This window comes from Mycobacterium sp. THU-M104, from assembly GCF_049197365.1.
Classification (GTDB): Bacteria; Actinomycetota; Actinomycetes; order Mycobacteriales; family Mycobacteriaceae; genus Mycobacterium.
Genome location: NZ_JBMIOP010000128.1, coordinates 1 through 24,892 on the forward strand (window position 1 = coordinate 1; position 24,892 = coordinate 24,892).

30 protein-coding genes and 1 pseudogene are annotated in these 24,892 nt (G+C 67.3%); 21 read left to right on the forward strand and 10 right to left on the reverse strand.

The features are described 5' to 3' along the window. The first annotated feature begins 283 nt into the window (after nt 1-283). Together ACOJVU_RS11145 and ACOJVU_RS11150 are read left to right on the forward strand one after the other, a co-directional pair. A complete protein-coding gene (locus ACOJVU_RS11145; protein ID WP_421529840.1) occupies nt 284-958 on the forward strand; it encodes a hypothetical protein in 675 nt (224 codons plus the stop codon). Then, nucleotides 955-1,677: a hypothetical protein gene (locus ACOJVU_RS11150; RefSeq protein WP_421529841.1), complete on the forward strand. Its 723-nt coding sequence runs from the start codon at nt 955-957 to the stop codon at nt 1,675-1,677. Before ACOJVU_RS11145 ends, ACOJVU_RS11150 begins: the two co-directional genes overlap by 4 nt. A gap of 56 nt (nt 1,678-1,733) precedes the next feature. On the opposite strand, the gene ACOJVU_RS11155 is transcribed toward ACOJVU_RS11150, so the two are convergent. Both ACOJVU_RS11155 and ACOJVU_RS11160 read right to left on the reverse strand, forming a co-directional pair. Continuing rightward, a complete protein-coding gene (locus ACOJVU_RS11155; RefSeq protein WP_421529842.1) occupies nt 1,734-3,452 on the reverse strand; it encodes a CocE/NonD family hydrolase in 1,719 nt (572 codons plus the stop codon). 50 nt (nt 3,453-3,502) lie between these two features. After that, the gene (locus tag ACOJVU_RS11160; RefSeq protein ID WP_421529843.1) at nt 3,503-4,096 is read right to left on the reverse strand and encodes a DUF3558 domain-containing protein; all 594 of its coding nucleotides are present in this window, start codon (nt 4,094-4,096) and stop codon (nt 3,503-3,505) included. Between the two features lie 146 nt (nt 4,097-4,242). On the opposite strand from ACOJVU_RS11160, the gene ACOJVU_RS11165 reads away from it, so the two are divergent. From ACOJVU_RS11165 to truB, 3 genes are read left to right on the forward strand one after another with little or no spacing between them, the layout of a single operon-like run. Beyond that, nucleotides 4,243-5,265 (forward strand): metallophosphoesterase family protein, encoded by a 1,023-nt coding sequence (locus tag ACOJVU_RS11165; RefSeq protein ID WP_421529844.1) that lies wholly within the window; start codon nt 4,243-4,245, stop codon nt 5,263-5,265. Next, the gene (locus ACOJVU_RS11170; RefSeq protein ID WP_421529845.1) at nt 5,262-5,948 is read left to right on the forward strand and encodes a 4'-phosphopantetheinyl transferase family protein; all 687 of its coding nucleotides are present in this window, start codon (nt 5,262-5,264) and stop codon (nt 5,946-5,948) included. The genes ACOJVU_RS11165 and ACOJVU_RS11170 overlap by 4 nt, the downstream gene beginning before the upstream one ends. 10 nt (nt 5,949-5,958) lie before the next feature. Then, nucleotides 5,959-6,876 (forward strand): tRNA pseudouridine(55) synthase TruB, encoded by a 918-nt coding sequence (truB, locus tag ACOJVU_RS11175; RefSeq protein WP_421529846.1) that lies wholly within the window; start codon nt 5,959-5,961, stop codon nt 6,874-6,876. Nucleotides 6,877-6,999: 123 nt separating this feature from the next. Here the strand turns inward: truB and mntR are convergent, their stop codons facing one another. Continuing rightward, a complete protein-coding gene (gene mntR / locus ACOJVU_RS11180; protein WP_421529847.1) occupies nt 7,000-7,704 on the reverse strand; it encodes a manganese-binding transcriptional regulator MntR in 705 nt (234 codons plus the stop codon). A gap of 107 nt (nt 7,705-7,811) precedes the next feature. On the opposite strand from mntR, the gene ACOJVU_RS11185 reads away from it, so the two are divergent. The 7 genes from ACOJVU_RS11185 to ACOJVU_RS11215 all read left to right on the forward strand — a co-directional run bounded on the left by ACOJVU_RS11185 (nt 7,812) and on the right by ACOJVU_RS11215 (nt 15,333). Then, complete coding sequence (locus ACOJVU_RS11185; protein WP_421529848.1) at nt 7,812-8,783, forward strand: bifunctional riboflavin kinase/FAD synthetase; 972 nt, start codon at nt 7,812-7,814, stop codon at nt 8,781-8,783. Nucleotides 8,784-8,948: 165 nt separating this feature from the next. Beyond that, complete coding sequence (rpsO, locus tag ACOJVU_RS11190; protein ID WP_421529849.1) at nt 8,949-9,218, forward strand: 30S ribosomal protein S15; 270 nt, start codon at nt 8,949-8,951, stop codon at nt 9,216-9,218. Between the two features lie 493 nt (nt 9,219-9,711). Continuing rightward, nucleotides 9,712-11,988, forward strand: a complete 2,277-nt coding sequence (locus ACOJVU_RS11195) for a polyribonucleotide nucleotidyltransferase (RefSeq protein ID WP_421529850.1) — start codon at nt 9,712-9,714, stop codon at nt 11,986-11,988. Further along, nucleotides 11,975-13,372, forward strand: a complete 1,398-nt coding sequence (locus ACOJVU_RS11200; RefSeq protein ID WP_421529851.1) for a M16 family metallopeptidase — start codon at nt 11,975-11,977, stop codon at nt 13,370-13,372. The genes ACOJVU_RS11195 and ACOJVU_RS11200 overlap by 14 nt, the downstream gene beginning before the upstream one ends. A 5-nt stretch (nt 13,373-13,377) precedes the next feature. After that, nucleotides 13,378-14,397 (forward strand): nitronate monooxygenase, encoded by a 1,020-nt coding sequence (locus ACOJVU_RS11205; RefSeq protein ID WP_421529852.1) that lies wholly within the window; start codon nt 13,378-13,380, stop codon nt 14,395-14,397. Between the two features lie 96 nt (nt 14,398-14,493). Then, nucleotides 14,494-14,931: an Hsp20/alpha crystallin family protein gene (locus tag ACOJVU_RS11210; protein WP_421529853.1), complete on the forward strand. Its 438-nt coding sequence runs from the start codon at nt 14,494-14,496 to the stop codon at nt 14,929-14,931. Nucleotides 14,932-15,006: 75 nt separating this feature from the next. Further along, complete coding sequence (locus ACOJVU_RS11215) at nt 15,007-15,333, forward strand: hypothetical protein (RefSeq protein ID WP_421529854.1); 327 nt, start codon at nt 15,007-15,009, stop codon at nt 15,331-15,333. A gap of 1 nt (nt 15,334) precedes the next feature. Here ACOJVU_RS11215 and ACOJVU_RS11220 read toward each other — a convergent pair whose 3' ends face one another. Next, nucleotides 15,335-15,568 carry a hypothetical protein gene (locus ACOJVU_RS11220; RefSeq protein ID WP_421529855.1) on the reverse strand — a complete coding sequence of 78 codons (234 nt, stop codon included), beginning with the start codon at nt 15,566-15,568 and terminating at the stop codon, nt 15,335-15,337. Further along, nucleotides 15,565-15,936, reverse strand: a complete 372-nt coding sequence (locus tag ACOJVU_RS11225; RefSeq protein WP_421529856.1) for a MerR family transcriptional regulator — start codon at nt 15,934-15,936, stop codon at nt 15,565-15,567. The genes ACOJVU_RS11220 and ACOJVU_RS11225 overlap by 4 nt, the downstream gene beginning before the upstream one ends. A 112-nt stretch (nt 15,937-16,048) precedes the next feature. On the opposite strand from ACOJVU_RS11225, the gene ACOJVU_RS11230 reads away from it, so the two are divergent. The 3 genes from ACOJVU_RS11230 to ACOJVU_RS11240 all read left to right on the forward strand — a co-directional run bounded on the left by ACOJVU_RS11230 (nt 16,049) and on the right by ACOJVU_RS11240 (nt 17,545). Next, nucleotides 16,049-16,471: an Hsp20/alpha crystallin family protein gene (locus ACOJVU_RS11230; RefSeq protein ID WP_421529857.1), complete on the forward strand. Its 423-nt coding sequence runs from the start codon at nt 16,049-16,051 to the stop codon at nt 16,469-16,471. Between the two features lie 368 nt (nt 16,472-16,839). After that, nucleotides 16,840-16,968, forward strand: a complete 129-nt coding sequence (locus ACOJVU_RS11235) for a hypothetical protein (RefSeq protein ID WP_407688159.1) — start codon at nt 16,840-16,842, stop codon at nt 16,966-16,968. A gap of 196 nt (nt 16,969-17,164) precedes the next feature. After that, the gene (locus ACOJVU_RS11240) at nt 17,165-17,545 is read left to right on the forward strand and encodes a J domain-containing protein (protein WP_421529858.1); all 381 of its coding nucleotides are present in this window, start codon (nt 17,165-17,167) and stop codon (nt 17,543-17,545) included. Nucleotides 17,546-17,678: 133 nt separating this feature from the next. Here ACOJVU_RS11240 and ACOJVU_RS11245 read toward each other — a convergent pair whose 3' ends face one another. Next, the gene (locus ACOJVU_RS11245) at nt 17,679-18,617 is read right to left on the reverse strand and encodes an ANTAR domain-containing protein (RefSeq protein WP_421529859.1); all 939 of its coding nucleotides are present in this window, start codon (nt 18,615-18,617) and stop codon (nt 17,679-17,681) included. Nucleotides 18,618-18,850: 233 nt separating this feature from the next. Between ACOJVU_RS11245 and ACOJVU_RS11250 the strand changes: the two genes are divergently transcribed. Together ACOJVU_RS11250 and ACOJVU_RS11255 are read left to right on the forward strand one after the other, a co-directional pair. Further along, nucleotides 18,851-19,240, forward strand: coding sequence for a DUF732 domain-containing protein (locus ACOJVU_RS11250; protein WP_421529860.1), 390 nt, complete (start codon nt 18,851-18,853; stop codon nt 19,238-19,240). A gap of 30 nt (nt 19,241-19,270) precedes the next feature. Then, a complete protein-coding gene (locus ACOJVU_RS11255; RefSeq protein ID WP_421529861.1) occupies nt 19,271-19,465 on the forward strand; it encodes a hypothetical protein in 195 nt (64 codons plus the stop codon). 117 nt (nt 19,466-19,582) lie between these two features. On the opposite strand, the gene ACOJVU_RS11260 is transcribed toward ACOJVU_RS11255, so the two are convergent. Beyond that, entirely contained in the window at nt 19,583-19,756 is a 174-nt protein-coding gene (locus ACOJVU_RS11260; protein ID WP_421529862.1) for a hypothetical protein, read from the reverse strand. Between the two features lie 99 nt (nt 19,757-19,855). Next, the gene (gene ald / locus ACOJVU_RS11265) at nt 19,856-20,971 is read right to left on the reverse strand and encodes an alanine dehydrogenase (RefSeq protein WP_421529863.1); all 1,116 of its coding nucleotides are present in this window, start codon (nt 20,969-20,971) and stop codon (nt 19,856-19,858) included. A 99-nt stretch (nt 20,972-21,070) separates the two neighbouring features. On the opposite strand from ald, the gene ACOJVU_RS11270 reads away from it, so the two are divergent. Continuing rightward, complete coding sequence (locus ACOJVU_RS11270) at nt 21,071-21,586, forward strand: Lrp/AsnC family transcriptional regulator (protein ID WP_421529864.1); 516 nt, start codon at nt 21,071-21,073, stop codon at nt 21,584-21,586. Nucleotides 21,587-21,593: 7 nt separating this feature from the next. Next, on the forward strand, nt 21,594-22,106 hold the full coding sequence (locus ACOJVU_RS11275) for an SRPBCC family protein (protein ID WP_421529865.1): 513 nt from the start codon (nt 21,594-21,596) through the stop codon (nt 22,104-22,106). Between the two features lie 109 nt (nt 22,107-22,215). On the opposite strand, the gene ACOJVU_RS11280 is transcribed toward ACOJVU_RS11275, so the two are convergent. Together ACOJVU_RS11280 and ACOJVU_RS11285 are read right to left on the reverse strand one after the other, a co-directional pair. After that, the gene (locus tag ACOJVU_RS11280) at nt 22,216-22,728 is read right to left on the reverse strand and encodes a GNAT family N-acetyltransferase (protein ID WP_421529866.1); all 513 of its coding nucleotides are present in this window, start codon (nt 22,726-22,728) and stop codon (nt 22,216-22,218) included. Next, nucleotides 22,725-23,303: a TetR/AcrR family transcriptional regulator gene (locus ACOJVU_RS11285; protein ID WP_421529868.1), complete on the reverse strand. Its 579-nt coding sequence runs from the start codon at nt 23,301-23,303 to the stop codon at nt 22,725-22,727. The genes ACOJVU_RS11280 and ACOJVU_RS11285 overlap by 4 nt, the downstream gene beginning before the upstream one ends. 173 nt (nt 23,304-23,476) lie before the next feature. On the opposite strand from ACOJVU_RS11285, the gene ACOJVU_RS11290 reads away from it, so the two are divergent. After that, complete coding sequence (locus ACOJVU_RS11290; protein ID WP_421529867.1) at nt 23,477-24,466, forward strand: Rieske 2Fe-2S domain-containing protein; 990 nt, start codon at nt 23,477-23,479, stop codon at nt 24,464-24,466. Nucleotides 24,467-24,472: 6 nt separating this feature from the next. Then, nucleotides 24,473-24,892, forward strand: a pseudogene (locus tag ACOJVU_RS11295) (dihydrodipicolinate reductase); the annotation flags it as partial.

Consider the following 24,892-nt stretch of genomic DNA (forward strand, 5'->3'; position numbering starts at 1 on the left):
GTCACCGGCGGCGCCGTGACATCGTCAGCCGACGCCTCCCAACTGGTCATCTCCTCTGACCCCGGTGTCGACACCATCACCGTCGTCGTGACCGCGGTGGCGTCAAATTCGTAGCGGAATCGGCACCAGCGCAAAGGCTTTACCTGCCCCACCGCGTGAAATATGAACCCCGACGTGCGCGTGGCACGTTGCCGTGAAAATGCGACTTACATTGTGGCCCAACTTATTCTGTGCACTGCTTATTCTTCGCACTGCTTATTCTTCATACTGATAGCCTGTCAGGATGGCTGAAGGTGAAACCGTCGAGGGACCGGCAGCGGAGCCGGAATGCGAACTCGCGGACGGAGCCGACGCGATCGGCGACCCGCCCCGCGCCGAAGACGGCCACGGCCACGCGGGGGCAACTCGGGTCTTCTCCGGATACGGGGCCGCGTCGACGGTCCTGGTGCTGGCCTCGGTTGCCCTGCTGGGGCTGGGGCTGTTCCTCTGGTCGGCTTATCGCGATGATGTCAACAAACGCGCCTACAACGCGCGCGTCATGACCGCTGCCGCCGAGTGGACGCGCACGTTCATCTCCACCACGGCCAGTGACCTCGACGCCAACTTCCGCCGCTTGCGCGAGGGGACGGCGGGAGCATTCAACGCGGATTTCGACTCGGAGCTGGCGCCTTACCGCGACGTGCTGCACAAACACCTACATAGTGTGGGACGTATCGAAGCGGTGGCCCTCGAATCCCCGCAGTCGCTTTCGGGGAATGACGCTGCCGCTCAGCGTTCCGCATCGCCGGTGCCCGCACCGCCGAGCCAGGCCACCCGCACCGATACAGTCATGGTGATCGCCGCGTCGGTAAGCCAGGGCGATGCCCCCAAACCTCAGAGAATGTCCTGGAACCTCCTGCTCGACGTCAGCAACGTAGATGGCAAACTCCTGATCTCCAGAATGGTCACTGTTGGATGAAGAAGTTAAGGAAGCTGTCTGGCGTGCTGTTCCGGCGAAACTTCTGGCGGGCAATGCTTTTCGATGTGGTCGCGCCCGCGGCGATCATCGCGGCGCTGGCGGCGATCGGGATCATGCTGCGCTGGCCGGCGTGGTGGGCCGCTGCCTGCTCGGCGCTGACACTGTTGGTGGCCGCATCGGTGGTCGCAAATGTCGTTTGGCGACGCCGCTATTCGGTGACCATCGGCACCGGTGACGCCCATCCGTGGATACGACTGATCGTCGCCACGGTGATGGCCGGCGCGGTCGCGGCCATGGTCGCCGTCGGATATTTCCGGGTGATGTCGCCGATCCGCGATATCGACCAGGACTCGTCCACGGTGGCGCGGATCGCCGCCAGCATGGCACAGGCAAGTTCGTCGTTTTCGCCGCTGGACCCGACCGCATCCCTCAACCGCGCCACAGCTTTGATGGCGCCCGATCGGGTTGGCGCGTTCAAGCAGCGTTACAGCAAGGCCACCGCTGCGATGGCCAAGAACATGGTCACCGCCGACGTCGAGTTGATCGCTGCGGGCGTGGAAGGGATCAATCAGTCCGCGGCCAGGGTCGCGGTACTCATGCGCGGCACCCAGAGCAGGCCCGATATCGTCGCCCGCCACACCGTGATCGCGCTCCAAGTGCTGCTCGCAAAAGAGAAAGGACGTTGGCTGGTGCTCGACGTGCTGCCGATCCACCGCTGATGGCTGCACAGGACGGGGCGTGCCCCCAAACACCTACCCGGGAATTCGCAGCAGCCTCAACCGGGTTCGCCGGCCGAGTCCGCGACGCGATCGGGCGACACATCCGGCGGACCCACGGGAAGCACCAGCCGCGAGCGCCCGTAGTGCACCGCGTGGGTGGCCGGCTCGGACCGCTCGCCGGTCAGCGCCGGTTCGCCCGTGCCGAGGTTGCGCGCATAGCGGGGAAACCAACTGCCGGCGATCAGGAGACGGATGCGTGAGCCGGCCCGGAAGCAGTGGGCGATTCCGTCGAGTTCGACTCTGACCGTGTCGGTGACCGCGCCCGGGGGCGCCAGCCGCCGATAGCCGTCACTGACATTGCGGGACCGGCTCTTGGCGTCCACTTCGCTCACCCGGACGAACAAGTCGACGTGGGGATTGTCCGAGGTGTGCACCAACTCGACCACCGGGCTCCCGTACACGCACAGATCGTGGGTGAGGGTGGTGCTGGTGAAGCTCAGCACGTCGTCACGTGCCGCCAACCCGGTGTCGTCGCGGTAACCGGCGCCCGGCGACAGCAGCGGACCGCCGACGGTGGGTGTCGGATCGGTGGGCTCGTGGCGGAATGTCGCCGGTGCCAGACCCGCCGGGTCCGTGGGGGCTGTCTCGCCCAGGTGACCGCCGGGGCGCAGGTACAGCGCGCGTCCGGTGGTGGCGGGCGGCCAGTCGGGAAGAGAGTGCCAGCCCTGCCCGGTGACGCGGACGCGGATCGGGCTGGGCCGGCGCCGTGCCGGCGCGCTACCCAGGTGGGCGCCGAGCCAGTCGAGGGATTCCCGAATGCTGGTGCTCAGCCCCTTGGTGAGCAGTTGGGCGTGCGTCCACGGCCCGACCGTGAGCGCGACGTCGACGCCTCGGTCGCGCAGGTGCGCGTACTGCTGCAGGGTTTGGCGCACAAAGATGTCCTGCCAGCCGCCGACCAGCAGCACCGGCACCCGCACGCGGTCCAGCGCCCCGGTGAACCGCATCGCATCCCAGTACGGGTCCTGCGGATCGCTGTTTTCGACCCATGATTCGAACCATGGTGCGCCCTCGCCCAGCAGGGTCCGCGCCCCGACACCCATCGGCAGCACGGCGGCGGCCCGCGTGAGCTTGCGGTTGGCCTGGAGTTGGCGCAGCACGGCGCGCAGGCGCTGCGGGTCCTCCTGACGTGCGACCAGGTCGCTCCAACCCAGAAAGTCTCTGAAGGTGAACGAACCGGTATCCCAGACGGCAGCGTTGAAATCGTGGGGACCCGCGGTGATGACGGCGGCGGCCAGTTCCGGCGGAGGATCCGCCAGCAGCGCCCATTGGGTGAACCCCAGGTAGGACACACCGAGGGTGGCAAAGCGGCCGGTGAACCACGGCTGCTCACGCAGCCAGGCGGCGGTGTCGGCGCCGTCGGAGGCTTCGTTGACCATGGGCTCGAACGCGCCGCCCGACCCGAAGGTGCCCCGTACGCTCTGCAGTACGACGTGGTAACCCCGGGCCGCGTAGGGCCGGGCGAACACCGTGGAGAACGGAATCTGGCGCCCGTAGGGCCCGCGCACCAGCAGCGTCCCCGCGGGAGTCGAGGTGATGGGGGCGTAGTGGTCGGCCACCAGCCGCACCCCGTCGCGCATCGGGATTTCGACGCGGTCCACGGTGAACTCGGTGCTCGCCCGCGGCAGGCCCAGCAGCCGGCTCAGGACGCGGTCGCCCGCCTGCTCGGTCAGGTCGCGCAGGTCGGTTCGGGCGGGGCGGGCCGCTGTCGTACTCACGGTGCCCAGGCTATTCCCACCCCACCCCACCCCGGCCCGGCCGGATCCGGTCAGAACTTGTAGTACGGCGCGAGGTCGTTGGCGCGCTGCAGGTTGGTCGCCATGCAGTCGACGTCGGGGTCGGAGTAGACGGTCGAGTAATACAGCGCCTGCTGGATCACGCCGTAGCTGGTCTTCAGCACGACCATGCAGGATCGGTACCAGAAGTCGTTGTGATAGGTCGGCTTCATCACCCAGTACTGCGCGGCGCGGTGGCCCGCGATGGTGGTCTCGACCGCGTCGGGGGGCAGCGTCTGGGCGTAGGTGCGCCAGATGATGGGTTCCACGGCCAGCTGATAGTTGCCCGCGTCGAAGTGGCAGCGCAGGGCGTCCTCATGTTCGGGCGGGGTGAACACCAGGCCCAGCCGTTGCAGGGCGTCAAACGGGATGTCTTCGCATGCGTCGAACGGACGCGGGTCGGTGGTCGCCAGGATCGGGCTCTTCATGGTCGTTTCCAGCGGCCGGCCCGTCGACCGCAGCTCGACGGGCCAAGCAGGGCCTGGTGTTCCCGGTGCGGCCGGGGCGCTTTGCCAGCCTGACGCGCCGCCGATGACCGCTGTGAGCACTGCCCCCAGCGCGCCCAGTAGACGCACGTTGGCGAACACGACACCCCCTGATGCCCTCGGCCCGATGCCCTCGGCGGTCTCTTCGCCGGGAGTGTACAAGTCGCGTGGTCGCCGTCACAGCCGAACCCGGGTAAACGACGGACGCGGCAGGGCTCGCTCGGCGCGGGTCGTTAGGCTGGTTGTCCATGGCCGGGCAGGAGTCGACGAGCGGGGGACCCACCCCCCAGCCCACCTCCCAGTCCACCTCCCAGTCCACCTCCCAGCCCACCCCCCAGCCCACCCTGTGGGCGGTGTCCGACCTGCACACCGGGCACCTGGGCAACAAGCCGATCGCCGAGTCGCTGCACCCGTCGTCCCCGGAGGACTGGCTGATCGTCGCGGGCGACGTCGCCGAACGCACCGACGAGATCCGCTGGACGCTCGACCTGCTGCGGCGGCGGTTCGCCAAGGTGATCTGGGTGCCGGGCAACCATGAGCTGTGGACCACCAACCGGGACCCCAAGCAGATCTTCGGGCGCAGCCGCTACGAGTACCTGGTCACCATGTGCGACCAGATGGGCGTGGTCACGCCCGAACATCCGTTCCCGGTGTGGACCGAACGCGGCGGCCCGGCCACGATCGTGCCGATGTTCCTGCTCTACGACTACAGCTTTTTGCCGGAGGGGGCCACGTCCAAAGCCGAGGGCCTGACGATCGCGCGGGAGCGCAACGTGGTGGCCACCGACGAGTTCCTGCTGTCGCCGGAGCCCTACGCCACCCGCGACGCGTGGTGCCGGGACCGGCTGGCCACCACCCGCGCCCGGCTCGAACAGCTCGACTGGATGACGCCGACCGTGTTGGTCAATCATTTTCCGCTGGTCCGCGATCCCTGTGACGTGTTGTTCTACCCGGAGTTCTCGCTGTGGTGCGGGACCACCAAGACCGCCGACTGGCACACCCGCTACAACGCCGTGTGCTCGGTCTACGGCCACCTGCACATCCCACGCACCACCTGGTACGACGACGTGCGTTTCGAGGAGGTCTCGGTGGGCTACCCGCGGGAGTGGCGGCGCCGTACGCCCCACAGTTGGCTACGCCAAGTGCTGCCCGACCCCCAGTACCCGCCCGGCTACCTCAACGACTTCGGCGGCCACTTCGAGATCACCCCGCAGATGCGCGAGCAGGCCGCCAAGTTCCGGGATCGAGTGCGCCAGCGGCAGTCCCGATGATGGCGCGCATGCTGGTGTCGGCGGTGCTGCCCGAGACGGTGTCGCAGGACCTCGCGTATTCGGAGCTGTACTGTGACCCGCCGGGTTTGGCGCCGCTGCCCGAAGAGGAGCCGTTGATCGCCAAGTCGGTTGCCAAGCGGCGCAACGAGTTCGTGACCGTGCGGCACTGTGCCCGCACCGCGCTGGGTCAGCTCGGTGTGGGGCCGGTGCCGATCCTCAAGGGCGACAAGGGACAACCCTGCTGGCCCGACGGCGTGGTGGGCAGTCTCACCCACTGCACGGGCTACCGCGGGGCGGTGGTGGGCCGCGCCGACGCGGTGCGTTCGGTCGGCATCGACGCCGAACCGCACGACGTGCTGCCCAACGGGGTGCTGGACGCGATCACGCTGACCGAGGAGCGCCACGAGATCGCCGCGTTGCCCGACGGCCTGCACTGGGACCGGATCCTGTTCTGCGCCAAGGAGGCGACGTACAAGGCGTGGTTCCCGTTGACGAACAGGTGGCTCGGCTTCGAGGACGCACACATCATGTTCGACGTCGACCCGTCCGGCGCCGGGACCATGGGGGCGTTCGTCTCGAAGATCCTGATCGATCCGCAGGCGCTGTCGGGTCCGCCGCTCACCGCGCTGCGGGGCCGCTGGTCGGTCGAGCGCGGGCTGGTACTCACCGCGATCGTCCTGTGAGCATCGTCCTATGAGCGACGGTCCGTGCGGACCGGGGCGTGAACCGGGGCGTGAACCGGGATTGGCCGTGGTCGACAAACCGGCGGGGATGACCAGCCACGACGTCGTGGCGCGGTGTCGGCGCATCTTCTCCACGCGCCGGGTCGGGCACGCCGGCACGCTGGACCCCATGGCCACGGGTGTGCTGGTGATCGGAATCGACCGCGCCACCAAGATCCTCGGCCTGCTGACGGCGGCGCCCAAGTCCTATGCCGCCACCGTCCGGCTCGGGCAGACCACGTCCACCGAGGACGCCGACGGCGAACTGCTGCGCGGCGTCCCGGCCGGGCACCTGACCGACGGGGCGATCGCCGCCGCGGTCGGCGGGCTGCGCGGCGACATCGCGCAGGTGCCCTCGGCCGTCAGCGCCATCAAGGTGGACGGCCGGCGCGCCTACCGCCTGGTCCGCGAGGGCCGGCCCGTCGAGCTGGCGGCCAGGCCGGTGCGCATCGACCGCTTCGACGTGGTGGCGCGCCGATCCCACGGCGAGTGCGTCGACCTCGATGTGCAGGTCGACTGTTCGTCGGGCACCTACGTCCGGGCGCTGGCTCGCGACCTGGGGGCTGCGCTGGGAGTGGGCGGGCACCTGACGTCGCTGCGGCGCACGCGCGTCGGCCGCTTCGGGCTGGACCAGGCGAACTCGCTCGACGAGCTGGCCGAGCGGCCCACGCTGACCCATACCCTGGACGAAGCCTGCCTGCTGATGTTCGCCCGCCGCGACCTGACCGCCGAGGAGGCCGTGGCCACCGGACACGGCCGGCCCCTGCCGGCGGCCGACATCGACGGCGTCTACGCCGCCTGCGGCCCCGACGGCCGCGTGATGGCGCTGCTGCGCGACGAGGGGCCCCGGACCACGTCGGTGGTGGTGATCCGCCCGGCGACGCTGTAGACCCTTCGCCGAGCCGGTAAATCTGCAGACAAAGTGCGAGTGGGGGCCTGCACAATCACAGCCTCGACGACAGGCACCCGCATCGCCAGGGCGCTGCCGGCCGACTGAACGCAATCGCGCCGTTCAGCCCACCACCCAGATCGCCCGCGCCGCGGGGCTGCCCAGGTCGACCGTCGTCTCGGCGCCGTCGGCGGTTTCGACCGCCACCGAGATCATCCCCGCGAATTCGCGGCGGGTCAGCACGTGCAGCCGCGAGTCGAGATTGATCCCGACGTCGGCGAAATAGCGCAGCATTTCCGGGTCGGCATCGGAGATGCGTGCCACGGTCCCGCAGTCGCCGTCGCCGCAGGCCCACAGCTGTCGCGCCGGAAGCGTGGGCACTTGCCCGTCGGTGGCCGGGATCGGGTCGCCGTGCGGGTCGCGCTGCGGGAATCCCAGCTTCGCGTCGATGCGGGCCACCAGACGATCCGACACCGCGTGTTCGAGCACCTCGGCCTCGTCGTGAACCTCGTCCCAGTCGTAGCCGAGTTCGTTGACCAGGAAGGTCTCCAGCAGCCGGTGCCGGCGAACCATCTCCAGCGCGGCCCGTCGGCCCGCCTCGGTCAACGACACCGCGCCGTACTTCTCGTGGTCGACGAGGCCCTGTTCGGCAAGTCTGCGAATGGACTCCGAGGCCGTGCTCGCCGACACCCCGATCCTGGCCGCCAGCATCTTTGTGCTCACCGTGTGCAGGGCATCTTTCGGCGACCACTCCTGGGCGTTCCAGATGGCCTTGAGGTAATCCTGACCGACCGCGGTCAGGCCACCCTGTTCGTCGTCAGCCCTCACAAGCCAGAAGTTTAGGCACTCGACCGGAACCGGCACGTGCGCCGGCCGCATCGTGCCAACCGGACGTTACGCCGCGACGCGCGACCGGGAGCCGTAGGCTTGGGGCCGTGCAGCGCTGGCGCGGCCAAGATGAGATCCCCACGGACTGGGGCAGATGTGTCCTCACCATCGGGGTGTTCGACGGTGTGCACCGGGGACATGCCGAACTGATCGCCCACGCGGTCAAGGCGGCCCGCGCACGCGACGTACCGTCCGTGCTGATGACCTTCGACCCACACCCGATGGAGGTCGTCTATCCCGGTAGCCATCCGGCCCAGCTGACGACGCTCGCCCGCCGCGCCGAACTGGTCGAGGAGATGGGCATCGACGTCTTCCTGGTGATGCCGTTCACGACGGACTTCATGAGACTCACCCCTGAGCGCTACGTCCACGAGCTGCTGGTGGAGAACCTGCATGTGGTGGAGGTCGTGGTGGGGCAGAACTTCACTTTCGGCAAGAAGGCGGCAGGCAACGTCAACACCCTGCGCAAGGCGGGTGAGCGATTCGGTTTCGCCGTCGAGTCGATGTCGCTGCTGTCCGAGCATCACAGCAACGAGAACGTGACGTTCTCCTCCACCTATATCCGGTCGTGCGTCGACGCGGGCGACGTGATGGCGGCCACCGAGGCGCTGGGCCGCCCGCACCGCGTCGAGGGCGTCGTCGTCCGCGGCTATGGGAGAGGCGCCCGGTTGGGCTATCCGACCGCCAACGTGGCGCCGCCGATGTATGCCGCCATCCCGGCCGACGGCGTGTACGCCGCCTGGTTGACCGTGCTGGGACATGGACCGGTGACAGGCACCGTGGTGCCGGGGCAGCGTTATCAGGCCGCAGTGTCGGTCGGCACCAATCCGACCTTCTCCGGGCGCACCCGCACAGTCGAGGCGTTCGTGCTGGACAGGACCGCCGATCTGTATGGGCAGCATGTGGCGTTGGACTTCGTCGCACGTATCCGCGGCCAGAAGAAATTCGATGCGGTCAGCGACCTGATCGAGGAGATGGGTGCCGATACCGAACGTACGCGCGCCCTGCTCAAAGACTGACGAAGCGGGGATTGACGAAGCGGGGATTGACGAAGCGGGGATTGACGAAGCGGGGCCGCTTCGTCCGGCTGCTAGACTCCCGGGCGACATTGGCGCGTGCTGCGGTTCGCGGTGGCCGCGCCGAAATATCTCACTCATCGCGGACCGATTGATGGAGTTGTTTTCGTGGCGCTGACAGCCGAGCAGAAAAAAGAGATCCTGGCCACCTACGGCCTGCACGGGACCGACACGGGTTCCCCTGAGGCGCAGGTCGCGATGCTGACCAAGCGGATCGCGGATCTGACCGAGCACCTCAAGGTGCACAAGCACGACCACCACTCGCGGCGGGGCCTTTTGCTGCTGGTCGGGCGTCGGCGGCGACTGCTGAAGTACGTCTCCCAGCTTGACGTCGAGCGCTACCGCTCCCTCATCGAGCGCTTGGGTCTGCGTCGCTGACCTGACGCGTCCCCTTTCGGCGCCGACGCTTCGGACCTGTTCGGACCTGTTCGGACCTGTTCGGACCGGTTCGGACCGGTTCGGATCTCAAGGATGTTCTCGTTCGGAAGTCGAATTTCCGGGCTTGCCTCCAGTGCGTGCCTCCAGTGCGTGCCGCCAGTGCGTGCCGCCGGTGTGCACGGGGCGCCCGGTCAGTCCTGACCATCGTCAGTGCGTGCCGCCGCCGGTTCGCCGAGCCGGATCGGGCGTGTAGAGTGAGGTCGTTCTGGCTCTCATCGGCCCGATCAGGTGGGGTTCACGCGATCTGCGTGTGCCGTCCCAGCGTGTCATGACGGAGTTGCTGAGTCTGTATCGACCGGTCTTCGGTAGTGGCTGCCGGGCTCATGTCCGGCTGCTTCGATCGATGGCCGCTTTCGTATCCAGGCCAGGTCTCTCGAAGCGAGCATGGCGACGCAAAAAAAGCTGACTATCCAGAGAGGCTGTACGGACGCAGATGTCTGTAGCTGAGATTGACCAGGGTGTGTTCGAGTCGACCGCCGTTATCGACAACGGAAGCTTCGGCACCCGCACGATTCGTTTCGAAACCGGCCGGATGGCCCAGCAGGCCGCCGGGGCCGTCGTCGCCTACCTGGACGACGAGAACATGCTGCTGTCGGCGACCACCGCCAGCAAGAACCCCAAGGAGCATTTCGATTTCTTCCCGCTGACAGTCGACGTCGAGGAGCGCATGTATGCGGCCGGCCGCATCCCCGGGTCATTCTTCCGGCGTGAGGGGCGGCCCTCCACCGACGCGATCCTGACTTGCCGGCTCATTGACCGCCCGCTGCGCCCGTCGTTCGCCGACGGCCTGCGCAACGAGATCCAGGTCGTGGTCACGATCCTGAGCCTGGATCCCAACGACCTCTACGACGTGCTGGCGATCAACGCCGCCTCGGCGTCCACGCAGCTGAGCGGCCTGCCGTTCTCCGGCCCGATCGGCGGTGTGCGCGTCGCGCTCATCGACGGCACCTGGGTGGCCTTCCCCACGGTCGAGCAGCTCGAACGGGCTGTCTTCGACATGGTGGTGGCCGGGCGAATCGTCGGCGAAGGCGGACAGGGCCAGTCGGATGTGGCCATCATGATGGTCGAGGCCGAAGCCACCGAGAACGTCATCGAGCTCGTCGCGGGCGGCGCTCCGGCACCGACGGAGAGCGTCGTGGCTCAGGGTCTGGAAGCTGCGAAGCCCTTCATCGCCACGCTGTGCAAGGCCCAGCGGGAGCTGGCCGACCGGGCCGCCAAACCCATCGGCGAATACCCGGTGTTCCCGGAGTACGGCGAGGACGTCTACTACTCGGTCGCCTCGGTGGCCACCGACGAGCTGGCCGCCGCGCTCACCATCGCGAACAAGAACGAGCGCAACAACCGCACCGACGAGCTCAAGGCGCAGGTGCTGTCGCGGCTGGCTGGGGATTCCGGGACCTACGCAGGCCGGGAGAAGGAGGTCGGCGCCGCCTTCCGGTCGCTGACCAAGAAGCTGGTCCGCCAGCGCATCCTCACCGACCACTTCCGCATCGACGGCCGGGGCGTCACCGACATCCGCGCGCTGAGCGCCGAGGTCGCCGTGGTGCCGCGGGCGCACGGCAGTGCGCTGTTCGAGCGCGGCGAAACCCAGATCCTGGGCGTGACCACGCTGGACATGGTCAAGATGGCCCAGCGGATCGACTCGCTGGGGCCCGAGACGACCAAGCGCTACATGCATCACTACAACTTCCCGCCGTTCTCCACCGGCGAGACCGGCCGCGTCGGTACGCCCAAGCGGCGCGAGATCGGGCACGGCGCGCTGGCCGAGCGGGCGCTGATGCCGGTGCTGCCCAGCGTCGAGGACTTCCCGTATGCGATCCGCCAGGTCTCGGAGGCACTGAGTTCCAACGGTTCGACGTCGATGGGATCGGTCTGCGCATCCACCCTGGCGATGCTCAACGCCGGGGTGCCGCTGAAGGCGCCGGTGGCCGGCATCGCGATGGGCCTGGTCTCCGACGACGTCGAGATCGACGGCCGCACCGAGCGCCGCTTCGTGACCCTGACCGACATCCTGGGCGCCGAGGACGCGTTCGGCGACATGGACTTCAAGTGCGCCGGCACCAAGGACATCGTCACCGCGCTGCAGCTGGACACCAAGCTGGACGGGATTCCGTCCCAGGTGCTCGCGGGCGCGCTCGAGCAGGCCAAAGACGCCCGGCTGACCATTCTGGAGGTCATGGCCGAGGCCATCGACGCCCCCGACGAGATGAGCCCCTACGCCCCGCGGGTGACCACCATCAAGGTCCCGATCGACAAGATCGGCGAGGTCATCGGCCCCAAGGGCAAGGTCATCAACGCCATCACCGAGGAGACCGGCGCGCAGATCTCCATCGAGGACGACGGCACCGTGTTCGTCGGCGCCACCGACGGCCCGTCGGCGCAGGCCGCCATCGACCGGATCAACGCGATCGCCAACCCGCAGCTGCCGACGGTGGGCGAGCGGTTCCTGGGGACCGTGGTCAAGACCACGGACTTCGGCGCGTTCGTGTCGCTGCTGCCGGGCCGTGACGGGCTGGTACACATCTCCAAGCTGGGCAAGGGCAAGCGCATCGCGAAGGTCGAGGACGTCGCCAGCGTCGGTGACAAGCTGCGGGTCGAGATCGCCGACATCGACAAGCGGGGCAAGATCTCGCTGGTCCTGGTCGACGACAGTGCCGCTTCCGAGACGCTTTCCGACTCGGGGGCCGCACCGGCCGATGCCGCGAGGTGATCGTCGGGGGCCGGTAGCCGACCCGCCCGGCGGGTCCAGGTCCCTTGCCGTGGCTTCCCTGCGCCGGGGTGGGCACGGCACCGAATCGAAACCGGAACACCGTGCTGCACTGCGCCGCACCACCCTGCCAGGTGGGCTGCGGGTGGTCACCGAGTATCTGCCCGCCGTGCGCTCCGCGTCGGTCGGGGTGTGGGTGGGGGTCGGCTCGCGGGACGAGGGCTCGACCGTGGCCGGGGCCGCGCACTTCCTGGAGCACCTGCTGTTCAAGGCGACCCCGACCCGCACCGCGGTGGACATTGCGCAGGCGATGGATGCCGTCGGCGGGGAGCTGAACGCGTTCACCGCCAAGGAGCACACCTGTTACTACGCGCACGTGCTGGACAATGACCTTGAGCTCGCGGTCGAGCTGGTCGCCGACGTTGTCCTCAACGGTCGCTGCGCCGCCGAGGACGTCGAGCTCGAACGTGACGTCGTCCTCGAGGAGATCGCCATGCGCGACGACGACCCGGAGGACGCCCTCGGTGACATGTTCCTGTCGGCGCTGTTCGGCGACCACCCGTTGGGCCGCCCGGTGATCGGCACCGCGGAGTCCGTGTCGGCGATGACGCGGACCCAGCTGCACTCCTTTCACGTGCGCCGCTACCGGCCGGAACGCATGGTCGTCGCGGTGGCCGGCAACGTCGAGCACGGCCGGGTGGTCGCTCTGGTGCGCGAGCACTTCGGTGCGCATCTGGTCCGAGGACGCCGGTCCGTGGCCCCCCGCAAGGGCGCGGGACGGGTGCAGGCGGCATCCCGCCTGGCGCTGAACCACCGCGAGTCCGAGCAGACCCACGTGGCGCTGGGCGTGCGTACGCCGGGGCGCGGCTGGGGGCACCGCTGGGCGCTGTCGGTGTTGCACACCGCGCTGGGAGGCGGCCTGAGCTCCAGGCTCTTCCAAGAGGTGCGCGAGCTGCGCGGGCTGGCCTACTCGATCTGCTCCTCGCTCGACATGTTCGCCGACAGCGGCGCGCTGTCGGTGTACGCCGCGTGCCTGCCGGAGCGTTTCCCCGACGTCATGCGGGTGACCGGCGAAGTGCTCGGCGCGGTGGCCCGCGACGGCATCACCGACGCCGAATGCCGGATCGCCAAGGGCTCACTGCGCGGCGGGCTGGTCCTGGGGCTGGAGGATTCAAGTTCCCGGATGAGCCGCCTGGGCCGCAACGAACTAAACTACGGCAGGCACCGCAGTATCGAGCACACGCTGCGGCGGATCGACGAGGTGGAGCTCGAGGAGGTCAACGCAGTGGCCCGCAAGCTGCTGAGCCAACGGTACGGCGCCGCTGTTGTCGGTCCGTATACCTCGAAACGCTATCTGCCCCAACAACTTCGGGCGATGGTAAATTAGCGCAGATGGTACTGGGCTTTTGGGACATCGCGGTTCCCATCGTGGGTGCGCCGATGGCCGGCGGTCCCGGGACCCCGGCGCTGGCCGCCGCGGTGTCCAACGCGGGAGGGCTGGGTTTCATCCCGGGCGGGCACCGCACCGCCGAGCAGTTCGCCGCTGACATCGCAGCGGCGCGCGCGGCGACCACCGGCCCGCTCGGCGTCAACCTGTTCGTGCCCCAACCCAGCGTCGCCGATTGGCTGCAGCTGGAGTACTACGCGGATGAACTCGTCGAGATCGCCGATCATTATCAGGTCGAGGTCGGCCGGCCCGAGTACGGCGACGACGACGATTGGGAGCGCAAGCTCGAGGTGGTGGCCGATGTGCGCCCCGAGCTGGTTTCCTTCACCTTCGGCGTGCCGTCGCCCGACGTCGTCCACCGGTTGGGGGCGCTGGGACTGCTGGTGATGGTCACAGTGACCTCGGCCTATGAGGCCGGTGTGGCCGTCGCTGCCGGCGCAGACAGCCTGGTCGTCCAGGGACCGGCCGCCGGCGGACACCGCGGCACGTTCGCCCCCGACAGGGAGCCCGCGAACGAGTCGCTGCACCAGTTGCTCGCCCGGATCCGCAGTGCGCACGACGTACCGCTCATCGCGGCCGGTGGCCTCGGTACCGCGCGCGACGTCGCCGACGCGTTGACCCGGGGGGCGGTGGCCGCGCAGGTCGGCACCGCATTGCTGCTGGCCGACGAGGCGGGCACCAACCCCGCGCACCGCACGGCCATGAAGAACCCGCTGTTCGCCACCACCGTTGTGACACGGGCGTTCTCGGGACGCTATGCGCGCGGGCTGGAAAACGATTTCACCCGGATGCTCGACAACGTGGCGCCGCTGGGCTACCCGGAGGTCAACCAGATGACCTCGCCGATCCGGGAAGCTGCCGCGGCCATCGAGGACCCGAACGGATTTCCGTTGTGGGCCGGAGCGTCGTTCCAGCATGCGCAAGCCGGACCGGCGGCCGACATCATCTCCGGCCTGCTGGCCTAGCCGGGACGCGGGGTCTAGCGGGGACGCGGGAATATGATCTCGAGTACATAGATTATCTGTATCGAATGAAGTAGATAATCGACCAGCGAACAGGAGGTGGTGACAATGTTGGGGTTTGAGCCGCTCTTCCGTGATCTCGACCGACTCACCCAACTGTGGGGGAATGCCGTTGGTACCGCCGCGCGGCCGGCGGTGATGCCGATCGATGTCTGGCGTGATGGCGACAAGTTCGTCGTGGAGCTTGACTTGCCCGGCGTCGATCCCGGCTCGATCGACGTTACGGCCGACCAGGGCACGCTGATGGTGCGCGCCGAGCGGCCCTACGTAGGCGATGAGGGCCGTGACTGGGTGGCCGCGGAGCGTCCGCACGGGGTGTTCAGCCGGCAGCTGTTGCTCGGTGACCAGCTCGATACCGAGCACATCGGCGCCAGCTACACCGACGGGGTGCTGCGGCTGACGGTTCCGGTGGCCGAGCAGGCCAAGCCGCGCAAGATCGCGATTACGACCGGCCTCAAACAGAAGGCCATCGCCTGAGCAGTCGGTGGGTGGTGTCCACGGCCAGCACCACCCACCTACAGCCGTTTCTCCTTGGAGAGGAGATGATCAGCCATGGCCGAGTATCCACGTCGGCCTCGCGACTCGCGCCGCACCGGCGCGCGAATTCTCGATAGCGCCGAAGGAGTCCTGGTCACCCTGCGGCGCTACCGCGTCGACCAAGCATTCGTCGAACTGATGTACACCGCGAAGCGACACGGGATTAATCCGGTCAACCTGGCGGACGCGCTGGTCGCCATCGCCGAAGACCAGCATGCCGAGCACGTCGACAACGCCGCCGTCGCTGTTGCGCGTGCCACCTGGGGAAACTTATTTGCTGTGAGCGAGCGCGCCAGCACCCAGCCGCAATGGCTGCGCGACCTTACCGCCGGGAATGCCTAACCTAGTGCAGCCGAACGGCCGACGTGCTGCGTAGCGTCTCGATCATTTCCTCCAGGGCGGGCACGACGGTGGCTTGATCGATCACGTCGGCCTCGTCGACGTGCCGATCACGAAGTGTGTCGAGCTGGCTCGTGTCCAGCCCGGGTTCGCCGTCAGCATCGACGACAAGACGCTGTTCGATCACATCCGCCTCGGGTGCGTCGTCGGGCAGAAGCCTGTGCTCGATGTCCTTCATGACCCCTCCCTTCTTTCTTCCCGATACACCCTGCGACCGGCCGCCGGCCGGCGGCTGACTTTCAGTTTGGCGTTCAGCAGCTCGAGCTGGGTGTAGTCGGATAACAGTTGGTTATTTTTTGTTTCCAGGTCCAGGATCTGGGCAATGCCGGCGAGGTTGATGCCTTGGTCGACCAATTCGGTGATGCGCTGCAGGCGTTGGAGATCCTCGTCGCTGTAGCGGCGGGTGCCCCCTTCGGTGCGCGACGGGCTCAGCAGTCCACGCCGCTCATAGAGCCGCAGCGTCTGGGGGGCGATCCCGGACAGCTCGGAGGTCACCGAGATGCCGTAGAGACCGCGCGCGGATCGGGCTGTCGAGTCGTCGGCCAACGGTTTCTCCTCGGAAAAGATTCTCACTGGGACTTGCGTAAATATACATCTAGTGCTATCAAAAAACTATGTCCGTAGACATAGATCCTGTCCCTGATCGGGGGTTGAAATCATGGCATTGATGCGTACAGATCCGTTCCGCGATCTCGACCGCTGGACCCAACAGGTCTTCGGCACCGCCGCCCGGCCGGCGGCGATGCCCATGGATGCCTGGCGAGACGGCGACAACTTCATCGTCGAATTCGATCTGCCTGGCGTAAACGCGGATTCGCTGGATCTCGACGTGGAGCGCAACATGCTCACCGTGCGTGCCGAGCGCCCAAGCCTAGACCAAAACCGGGAGATGCTGTCCGCCGAACGCCAACGCGGCGTGTTCCACCGCCAGCTTTTCCTCGGCGAAAACCTCGACACCGACAAGATCGAAGCCAACTACCACGATGGTGTATTACGGCTAACGATCCCGGTGGCTGAGAAGGCCAAGCCGCGGCGCATCGAGATTCGTCACGACGGCCAAAAGACGGCGATCAACGCTTGACCGCTCTGGCAGCGGCGCGCAAGCGAAGGGGGTGACAAAAAGATGACCACCGACACGCTAACGGAGGCATTGCTCGAAGAGGCCGAGGCGATCGTGGGCGCCGAATGGATGCGCGTCCAGCGCGAAACGGCGTTGGCCGAGTACCCGTTCGCCGGGGCTTGCGTCGAAGCGCCCGCCGCACGGCCACGCCCCACCCAGGTCGCCTGCCTCACCACAACCTTCGACCGACCCTGCGGGGCACCTCTCGGCAACAGACAGGGATCCATCCGGCGGCGTCAGGATCCGGTGTGGCCCACCCAGCGGTCTCCTCCGTGCACAACCCGTACCTGACCGCTGGCGTTTGCCGAACGGAGGTGATGCCCTGACCGATGACCAAACAAGCGGGCAGCGATTCGCGTGCCGTCCACAGCGACCTCACCACGCGCACGACGCGGGTACTGACCTACGCGCGCACCGCCACCGACGTGGCACGCCAAACAGCACTGGGCGATACGTGAATACCGCTTAATGTGGTGTGGCCCGTGTGATGTGGCCCGCCGCTCCCCCTCCTGTGGGGCGGCGGGCCGCGCCCACCGGAGCCACATCACGCCAGCAGCCCCCGGAAGTTTTCCCCCGGAAGTTTCGGAGTGTTGACGGGCCGATACACCCCCGGCATGCACCCCACGCTCTCATCTTCGACCAACGACGCCAGTGATGAACCCGCCAGTGATGAACCCGCCAGTGATGAACCCGCCAGTGATGAACCAGAGTGCCGATCCCGCCGACCTTTATGCAGTGCTGGGCGTGACACCTACAGCAACCCCCACTGAAATCACTCACGCCTTCCGGGTGAAGCTCCGCGCCCTTCACCCCGACACCCACTATGCGGGCTCGCCCGCTGATGCAGAAACCCAGCTTCGGCAGGTTCTAGCCGCGTACGCGCGACTGCGTGACCCGCAGCGCCGGGCCATTTACGACCAGAAACATCCCGCCCACATCGACACGGCCACAACGCAAGTCACAGTCACCCACCACCGCAACCCCCAAGCCAACCGCTCTGCGCTATGGATCGGGCCAGTGCGCTGGAAGCGCTGACGATTGGTCGCCCCAACCGTCCCAGCGACCCGCGTGACCCGTCAACCGCCACACATCTGACCGACGGCTATCTGACCGACGGCTCTGGCGACGCTGCCATCGCCCGACCCACAACCCCCGGACCACTTGCGATCTACTCCCCGGGTCGGCGAAGCCGTCCCAGCAGCTGTCGAGCAACCTCGTGCAATTTGACGTTTTGCTCCTGCGATCCCCTGACGAGCCGCTGAAACGCCTCGTCGGCGTCGCAACCGTGGATGGCCATCAGCGCCCCTTTTGCTCGATCGATTTCGGCCCGCGAGGTCAACGCGCGTTCCAGGCTGACCACGGTGTCCCGAGTCTTTTGCCACCGGCGGGCGTTGATGATCGCTTGGCCGGCCGTGACCGTATACAGCCGGACCAGTCCCTCGTCGAACGGGTCGAACGCCGACGCGGTATAGCTGTAAACATTAAGCGAACCAACAAGTTCGGGTTCGGCGTCATCGACGAGCAACGGCGCCGACAAGCAGGCCCGAACACCAAGCTTTTTCGCCTGCGCAGCGAATTCTGGCCATCGATCCCCATCCGCGGCGGAAATCTCCACACGGACGGGTCGACGCTGCTGAGCCGCTTGCATGCACGGCCCTCGCCCGAACTCCTGCTGAACGCGATCCAAGGCCATGATCCGCTCATCAGTGCTCACCTGAGTGCTGCAGGCGCTGCCGTCGCTGATCACCGTGATACTGACGGCATCGGCGTCGGGAATCGCCCTCAAAGCGATCTGGGCAATCCGCGCCAAGACATTACCTACCGGCTCTTCGGCGGCGAAAACATCACGCAGGCCCGAGATCGCCTCCGCTGTGGCGTCCAGCCGCAACAAAGGATCTGGTCGTTCGGCACCCAGCATTCTTCCTTGTTTTTCGCCTAAACCACGTCGTGGCGAGCACTGGCGAACCGATCCTAACCGCCCAGCACCGAGCAAGAGCGCGCCGCTACCTGGTGACTCGATCGCTAACTCGCAGCCCGTTGCCTTGCCCGCATGCAGCCTCGCCCCGGCGATCACCGGGGCACCTTTCTCCGCGCTGATCGTGTTCACCAGCGGGGAGGGCTACTCTCCGCAGCAGACGCGGAATTGCATGAAAGATCGGGCCTACGGCCTCCAGCGGCAGGCCCGGCGCGTGCGAACGCAACAGCTGGCAGCTCCCGGCGAGATCACACCACCGTCGCGGCGACCCACTTCCGAGGCCGGTTAAAACTCCGGGTAGTTCTCGTCGCTACTCTCCAGTGCCAGCCACCGGACGCCGCGGAATTCGACTACGAGGAGGTGTCATGGTGGTGCGAGCCATCGCGTTGATAGTCTTTTCCGTCGCGTTCGCCGCACCGGCCCGCGCGGACGCCACCGACGACGCATTCATTGCCAACCTCGACACCTCCGGAATGAATTACGGCGCAACCGATCAGGCAATCCGGGTCGCCAAAACCGTCGTCTGCGCCATGCTCGACAACAACCCCGACACCAGCAACGCGGACCTGATCACCCGGGTCATCAGCGCCACCAGCTGGCCGCCGCTCAACGCCGCCTACTTCACGGGAGCCGCGATCCAGGCCTACTGCCCCCAGTACGGCTCCATCGCAGTGCCTGCCCTGCCCAGCAGGGGCCCCAAAGCCCCCGGCACGGCTCCGTCGACGCCCCCGAGTCCGGGCGTTCAGTCAGCGTGAGCGGTCACCATCCCCCGACGCGGTGGCCCTGTGGACAAAAACCGCGTGCGGCGACAGCGTGCGGAACTCGACAGCATTGCGTCATCGATAAACGGCACGACGATGCGCGATGTGGATCACGCGGAAGACGACTCTGTCCTCGAAAATCGGACAAAGCAAGCGAAATTCGCCTCGACGCGCCGCGAACCGGCCATCCAACTGACCGCGAAGCCTTACCCACTTTGATGGGGATTCTCCGCCAGCGGGCCTCCGATGAACTCCCAGCAGGCGAAGGCAACTGATTTTCGGGCAACAGCTCGGTCAGCGCCCTCTTTGCCGCCCCCGTCAATTCGACGCGGTAGCTCACCGCGGCAGCCGGCCGGCGGGGCGCAGCTCCGCCGTTACCTCCTCGAGTGAGAAGAGCTCACCGTTTTCAGCCTCGCCCCTCCGGGCTTCACGCATGAGTTCCTGATCGCTGGGGACCACCGCGGCCCGGCGCCCTTGCGGAGTCACCTCGATCCGCTGGTGCGTCCGCACCGCTTCATCGACGAGGTTTGACAGGTTTGACAGGTTTGACAGGTTTGGCCCGTACCCCGGCGAGCGGCAGCGTCGTCGTGTACAGAATTCTAGCCGGCATCAGGCGAGTACGCTCGCCGGCTCGGTGTACGGCAGGCCCAGGTCGGCTGCCACCCGTTCGGACAGCAGCGCGCCATCGTGCGTCGAAAGCCCTTTGGCCAGAGCCGGGTCTGACCGGCATGCCACCCGCCAACCCTGGTCGGCGAGCCGGAGCGCATACGGCATCGTGGCGTTGGTGAGCGCATAGGTCGATGTCTTGGGCACCGCGCTGGGCATGTTGGCCACGCAGTAGAACACCGTGCCGTGCACGGGGAACGTAGGGCTGTCGTGGGTGGTCGGGCGTGAGTCCTCGAAGCAGCCGCCCTGGTCGATGGAGATGTCCACCAGCACGGCGCCCGGCTTCATCTGTGCGACAAGCGAGTTCGGGATCAGCTTGGGTGCCTTGGCGCCGGGTACCAGGACGGCCCCGATCACCAGGTCGGCGCGCTTGACTGCTCCGTACAGCTCGTACTTCGAGGAGTGCCGGGTGCTGAGGTGGCCGCCGAACTCCCCGTCGAGCAGCCGCAGCTTGTTGACGTCGACGTCCAGGACGCGGACGGAGGCGCCCATGCCGCCGGCGATGCGAGCGGCGTTGTAGCCGGCGGTGCCGGCGCCGATCACCACGACGTCGGCGGCCTTGACGCCGGGCACCCCACCCATCAGCACGCCGCGACCGCCCTGGGTCCGCATCAGGTGATAGGCGCCGACTTGAGCCGACAGACGCCCGGCGACCTCGCTCATCGGCGCCAGCAGAGGCAGTGCGCCGTCGGCGGTCTGGACCGTCTCGTAGGCGATCGACGTCGTGCCGGAGGCCAGCAGCGCATCGGTGCAGGAGTGGGACGCGGCCAGGTGAAGGTAGGTGAAGAGCACCTGGTCCCGCCGCAGGAAGCCGTACTCCGCGGGCAGCGGTTCCTTGACCTTGAGCACCAGGTCCGTCTCGGCCCACACCTGTTCGGCGGTGTCCGCGAGTTGCGCGCCGGCCGTCTTGAATTTCGCGTCGGCGATCGCGGAACCCTCGCCGGCGCCGGCCTGCACAAGCACCTTGTGGCCGCGGTGGGTCAGTTCGGTGACACCGGCTGGGGTGATGGCCACCCTGAACTCGTTGTTCTTGGTCTCCGTCGGAACTCCGACGCGCATATTCGCCCCCTGGCACGAATTTCGGACTGACTGCTCCAAGTGTGAAGAAAGTTCGAGTGCTTAGCAAACAGGGCGGCAATGATTCGATAATATAGCTCGATGGGTGCGGAAAAAACTGTATTGGGCCGCGAACGGGGTGGCCCGCCGAAGGATGTTCGACCCGCCGACCTCGACGACGTGGACCGCAAAATCCTGACCTTGCTGCACGCCGATGCCCGCATCACCAATACCGCACTTGCCGAGACGGTCGGAATCGCCGCGTCGACGTGCCACGGCCGCGTCCGGCGGTTGGTGGAGCTCGGCGTCATCCGGGGTTTCTACGCCGACATCGACCCGGTGGCCGTGGGACTGCCGCTTCAGGCGATGATCTCGGTCAGCCTGCAGTCCCATGCGCGCGGCAAGATCCGCAGCTTCATCCACCGGATCAGCAGTAAGCCGCAGGTGCGCGACGTCTACTTCCTGGCCGGCGCCGACGACTTCCTGCTGCATGTCGCCGCCCGCGACACCGAGGACCTGCGCTCCTTCGTGGTGGACAACCTCAACGCCGACGCCGACGTCGCGGGGACCCAGACGTCGCTGATCTTCGAGCATCTGCGCGGGGCCGCACCGATATGATCGGGCGATGAGCGAGCCCACAAGACCCTTGGCGACAGGTCCCTCCGCGACAGGTCCCTCCGCGACAGGCACCGTGCGCGTCGACGCCTCGCCCGAGGTGGTCTACGGGTTGCTCACCGACTTGCCGACGCTGGCCGCCCTAGCCGAGGAGGCGGTGGCGATGGAATGGCGCAAGGGGGACCCCGGGGGTCGCGGGGTGCGGCCGGGTGCCGTGTTCACCGGTCACAACGCGAGCGCCAGCCGCCGCTGGAGCACCCGATGCACGGTTACCGACGCCGAACCGGGTCGCCAGTTCGCGTTCGAAGTGACCCACACGGTGTTGCCGATCGCCCGATGGCAGTACGACATCGTCGCGGACGGCGCCGGCTGCCTGGTCACCGAGAGCACCTGGGACCGCCGTCCCGGCTGGTTCCGCAAGCTGGCCGGGAAGGCCACCGGCGTGCCCGACCGGGCGGCGGCCAACGCCGAGCACATTCGGCTCACCCTGCAGCGACTCAAGCAGCGCGCCGAGGCCGGGTAACGACACACCGTCGGCCCGCGCGGCGATCGCGTCCCTGTGCGTCGTCCCTGTGCGTCGTCCCTGTGCGTCGTCCCTGTGTGTCGTCCCTGTGTGTCGTCCCTGTGTGTCGTCATCGACGCCTGAGCGTGTAGCCCACGTGCGGCACCCGCACCCCGGGAAGCGGCTCCCAGTCGAGGGTGCGGCCGTCGAGCCGGAAGTCCTTTTTCTCGTAGAAGCGGCGCGCCTTGCCATTTCGTTCTGCGCACCACAACACCGCGTCGGCCGGGGGGAGCGCGCTCAGCGCCGTGTCGAGCAGATGGCCGCCGAGGCCGCGGCGCTGACAGTTCTCGTCGATGTAGAGCGCGTCGATCTGGAGGTGATCGGGATCGGCAGTGTCGGGCCCGAGGATCGTCACGCCCACCACCCGGTCTCCGGACTCGGCGACCCACATGCTCCACCCGGGCCGGCCCAGGTTCTGGGGGTAGATGTCGGCCGCCCAGCGTCGGGCGGGGCCGAGGATGTCGAGCAGTGGTGCGGTGAGGATCCCGGCCCAGGATCGGCGCCACGCCGGGTAGTGCATGTCTGCGACGCGGGTGAAATCGCTCGGCGTCGCTTCGCGGATGGTGGTGTCGCTGTTGTTCATTCCATCCGGGACTGTTCCAGATAGGCGACCAACGCGTTGGTCAGACCCCGCCGTGCCATGTTGAGATCGGCATACGAGCCCAGCTGACGCTCGGACACCAGGCCGCGCACTGCGCCGGGGATGAGGGCGGCCACCTCCTGGACCCGTTCGGGGTCGACGCCGAGCCCGGCGAAGGCGTTCTGGCAGGTCTTCAGCCAACTCTTGCCCCAGGAGAACAGCTCGGCCGCGGTGCGCGGGTAGAGGCGTTCGAGCTCCTTCGGGTCTCGGGGCAGCGCGGCCCGCAGGTTTTCGATCGCCCGCGAATCCGGCGATGCGAGCCCCCGGTAGAGGGTGTCGATGATGGCGCCGACGCGTTCGCGCAGGGGCACCTCGGGCTGCGTGGGCGTGGCCAGCGTCGAGATTGTCGCGGCACGTCGCTCGGCGGTGCGGTGCAGCACGGCGGCCCAGAATCCGTCGGTGTCGCCGAACTGGTACTGCACCGCGCCCCAGGTGGCGCCGATCTCCTTGGCGATCCGGTTGGCCGACACCGAGCCCGGATCTCCGGAGGCCAGTGACGTCAGCGCGGCCTCCAGCATGCTCTCGCGGGTCGCCTGGCCGCGGCGGTTGGGACGTCGGCCCGCCACACCGGTGCCTGTCACAGCGCCGAGCCTACTGAGACCCCTGAAAGTTTCATAGAGGGTACTTTGATTTCTCGTGTGTGCCCCCTATCATTCGTACGCGAGGAGGGCAGCTCAGATGGTCCGATCGGATGGCTAAGCCGTCGCTGTCGATGAGACCGACGGGATGGTTCCAAGTCGCCTGGTCCGACGAGATCGACGTCGGGGACGTCCACACGATGAAGTATTTCGGCCAGGAGTTGGTCGCTTGGCGGACCGATTCCGGCCAGATCACCGTGATGAACGCCTACTGCGAACACCTCGGCGCGCACCTGGGGTACGGCGGGAAGGTCGTCGGCGAGGTGTTGCAGTGCCCGTTCCACGGGTGGCAGTGGAATCAGCAGGGTCGCAACGTGTGCATCCCGTACCAGGAGCACCCCAACCGTGGCCGGCGGATCCGCATCTACCCGGTGGTGGAACGCAACGACTCGGTCTACATCTGGCACGACGTGGCTCGCCGCGAACCCTACTTCGACGCGCCCGACGTCTTCGCCGCGTTCGACGACGGCAGCAGCGCCGCCGACTACTACCCCCAACAGCGCCTGTACCGCGGGAGTCTGGAGATGCATCCGCAGTACGTGCTCGAAAACGGGGTCGACTTCGCGCATTTCAAGTTCGTGCACAATACCCCCATCGTGCCGGTTTTCACCCGCCACGACTTCGGCGACGCGGTGTCCTACGTCGACTTCACCATCACCTTCGAGGGCGACGACGGCCAGAGGATCGAGGACGTCAACAGCGGCGTGCGCGCCGTCAACGGCGGTTTGGGAATCGCGGTGACCAAGAGCTGGGGGATGGTCGACAACCGGACGATCTCGGCGATCACCCCCGTCGACGAGTTCACCTCCGATGTCCGGTTCATGGTCTATATCGGCCGCCCGGGGGCCGGCGCGGGCAAGGATCCGGCGCGGGCCGAGCGGAAGGCGTGCGAATTCGGGCAGGAGGTGATCCGTCAGTTCACCCAGGACATCCAGATCTGGCAGCACCAGCGCTATTCGGATCCGCCGGCGCTGGCCACCGACGAGTACGAGGGCTTCACGGCCATCCGAACGTGGGCCAAGCAGTTCTACCAGGAAGACTGACGCCGAATGAATGCACCCGCTCGACCGGTCCGCGTGTTCCAGGTGGCCACCGGCAACGTCGGCAAGGAGATGATCAAGCGGCTGCAACACCAGCCGGACCTGGAACTGATTGGCGTACACTGCTATTCGCCGGACAAGGTCGGCCGGGACGTCGGTGAGCTGGCCGGCATCGGGCCCGTCGGGGTGAAGGCGACCGGCAGCATCGAGGAGATCATCGCCGCCCGACCCGACGTGCTGACGTTGTTCTACGGCACCGGGATGAACCCGGGCCTGAATCAGATTCTGGGCGTGGTGTGCTCGGCCGATGTGGCAGAGATCGAGAACGTCACCACGATCGAGTCCGTCGACGTCTCGTGTCACCACTCCAAGGACACCTGGATCGAGGTGGGCTATGGCCTGCCGGTGGACGATCCGGAGATTCCGGCG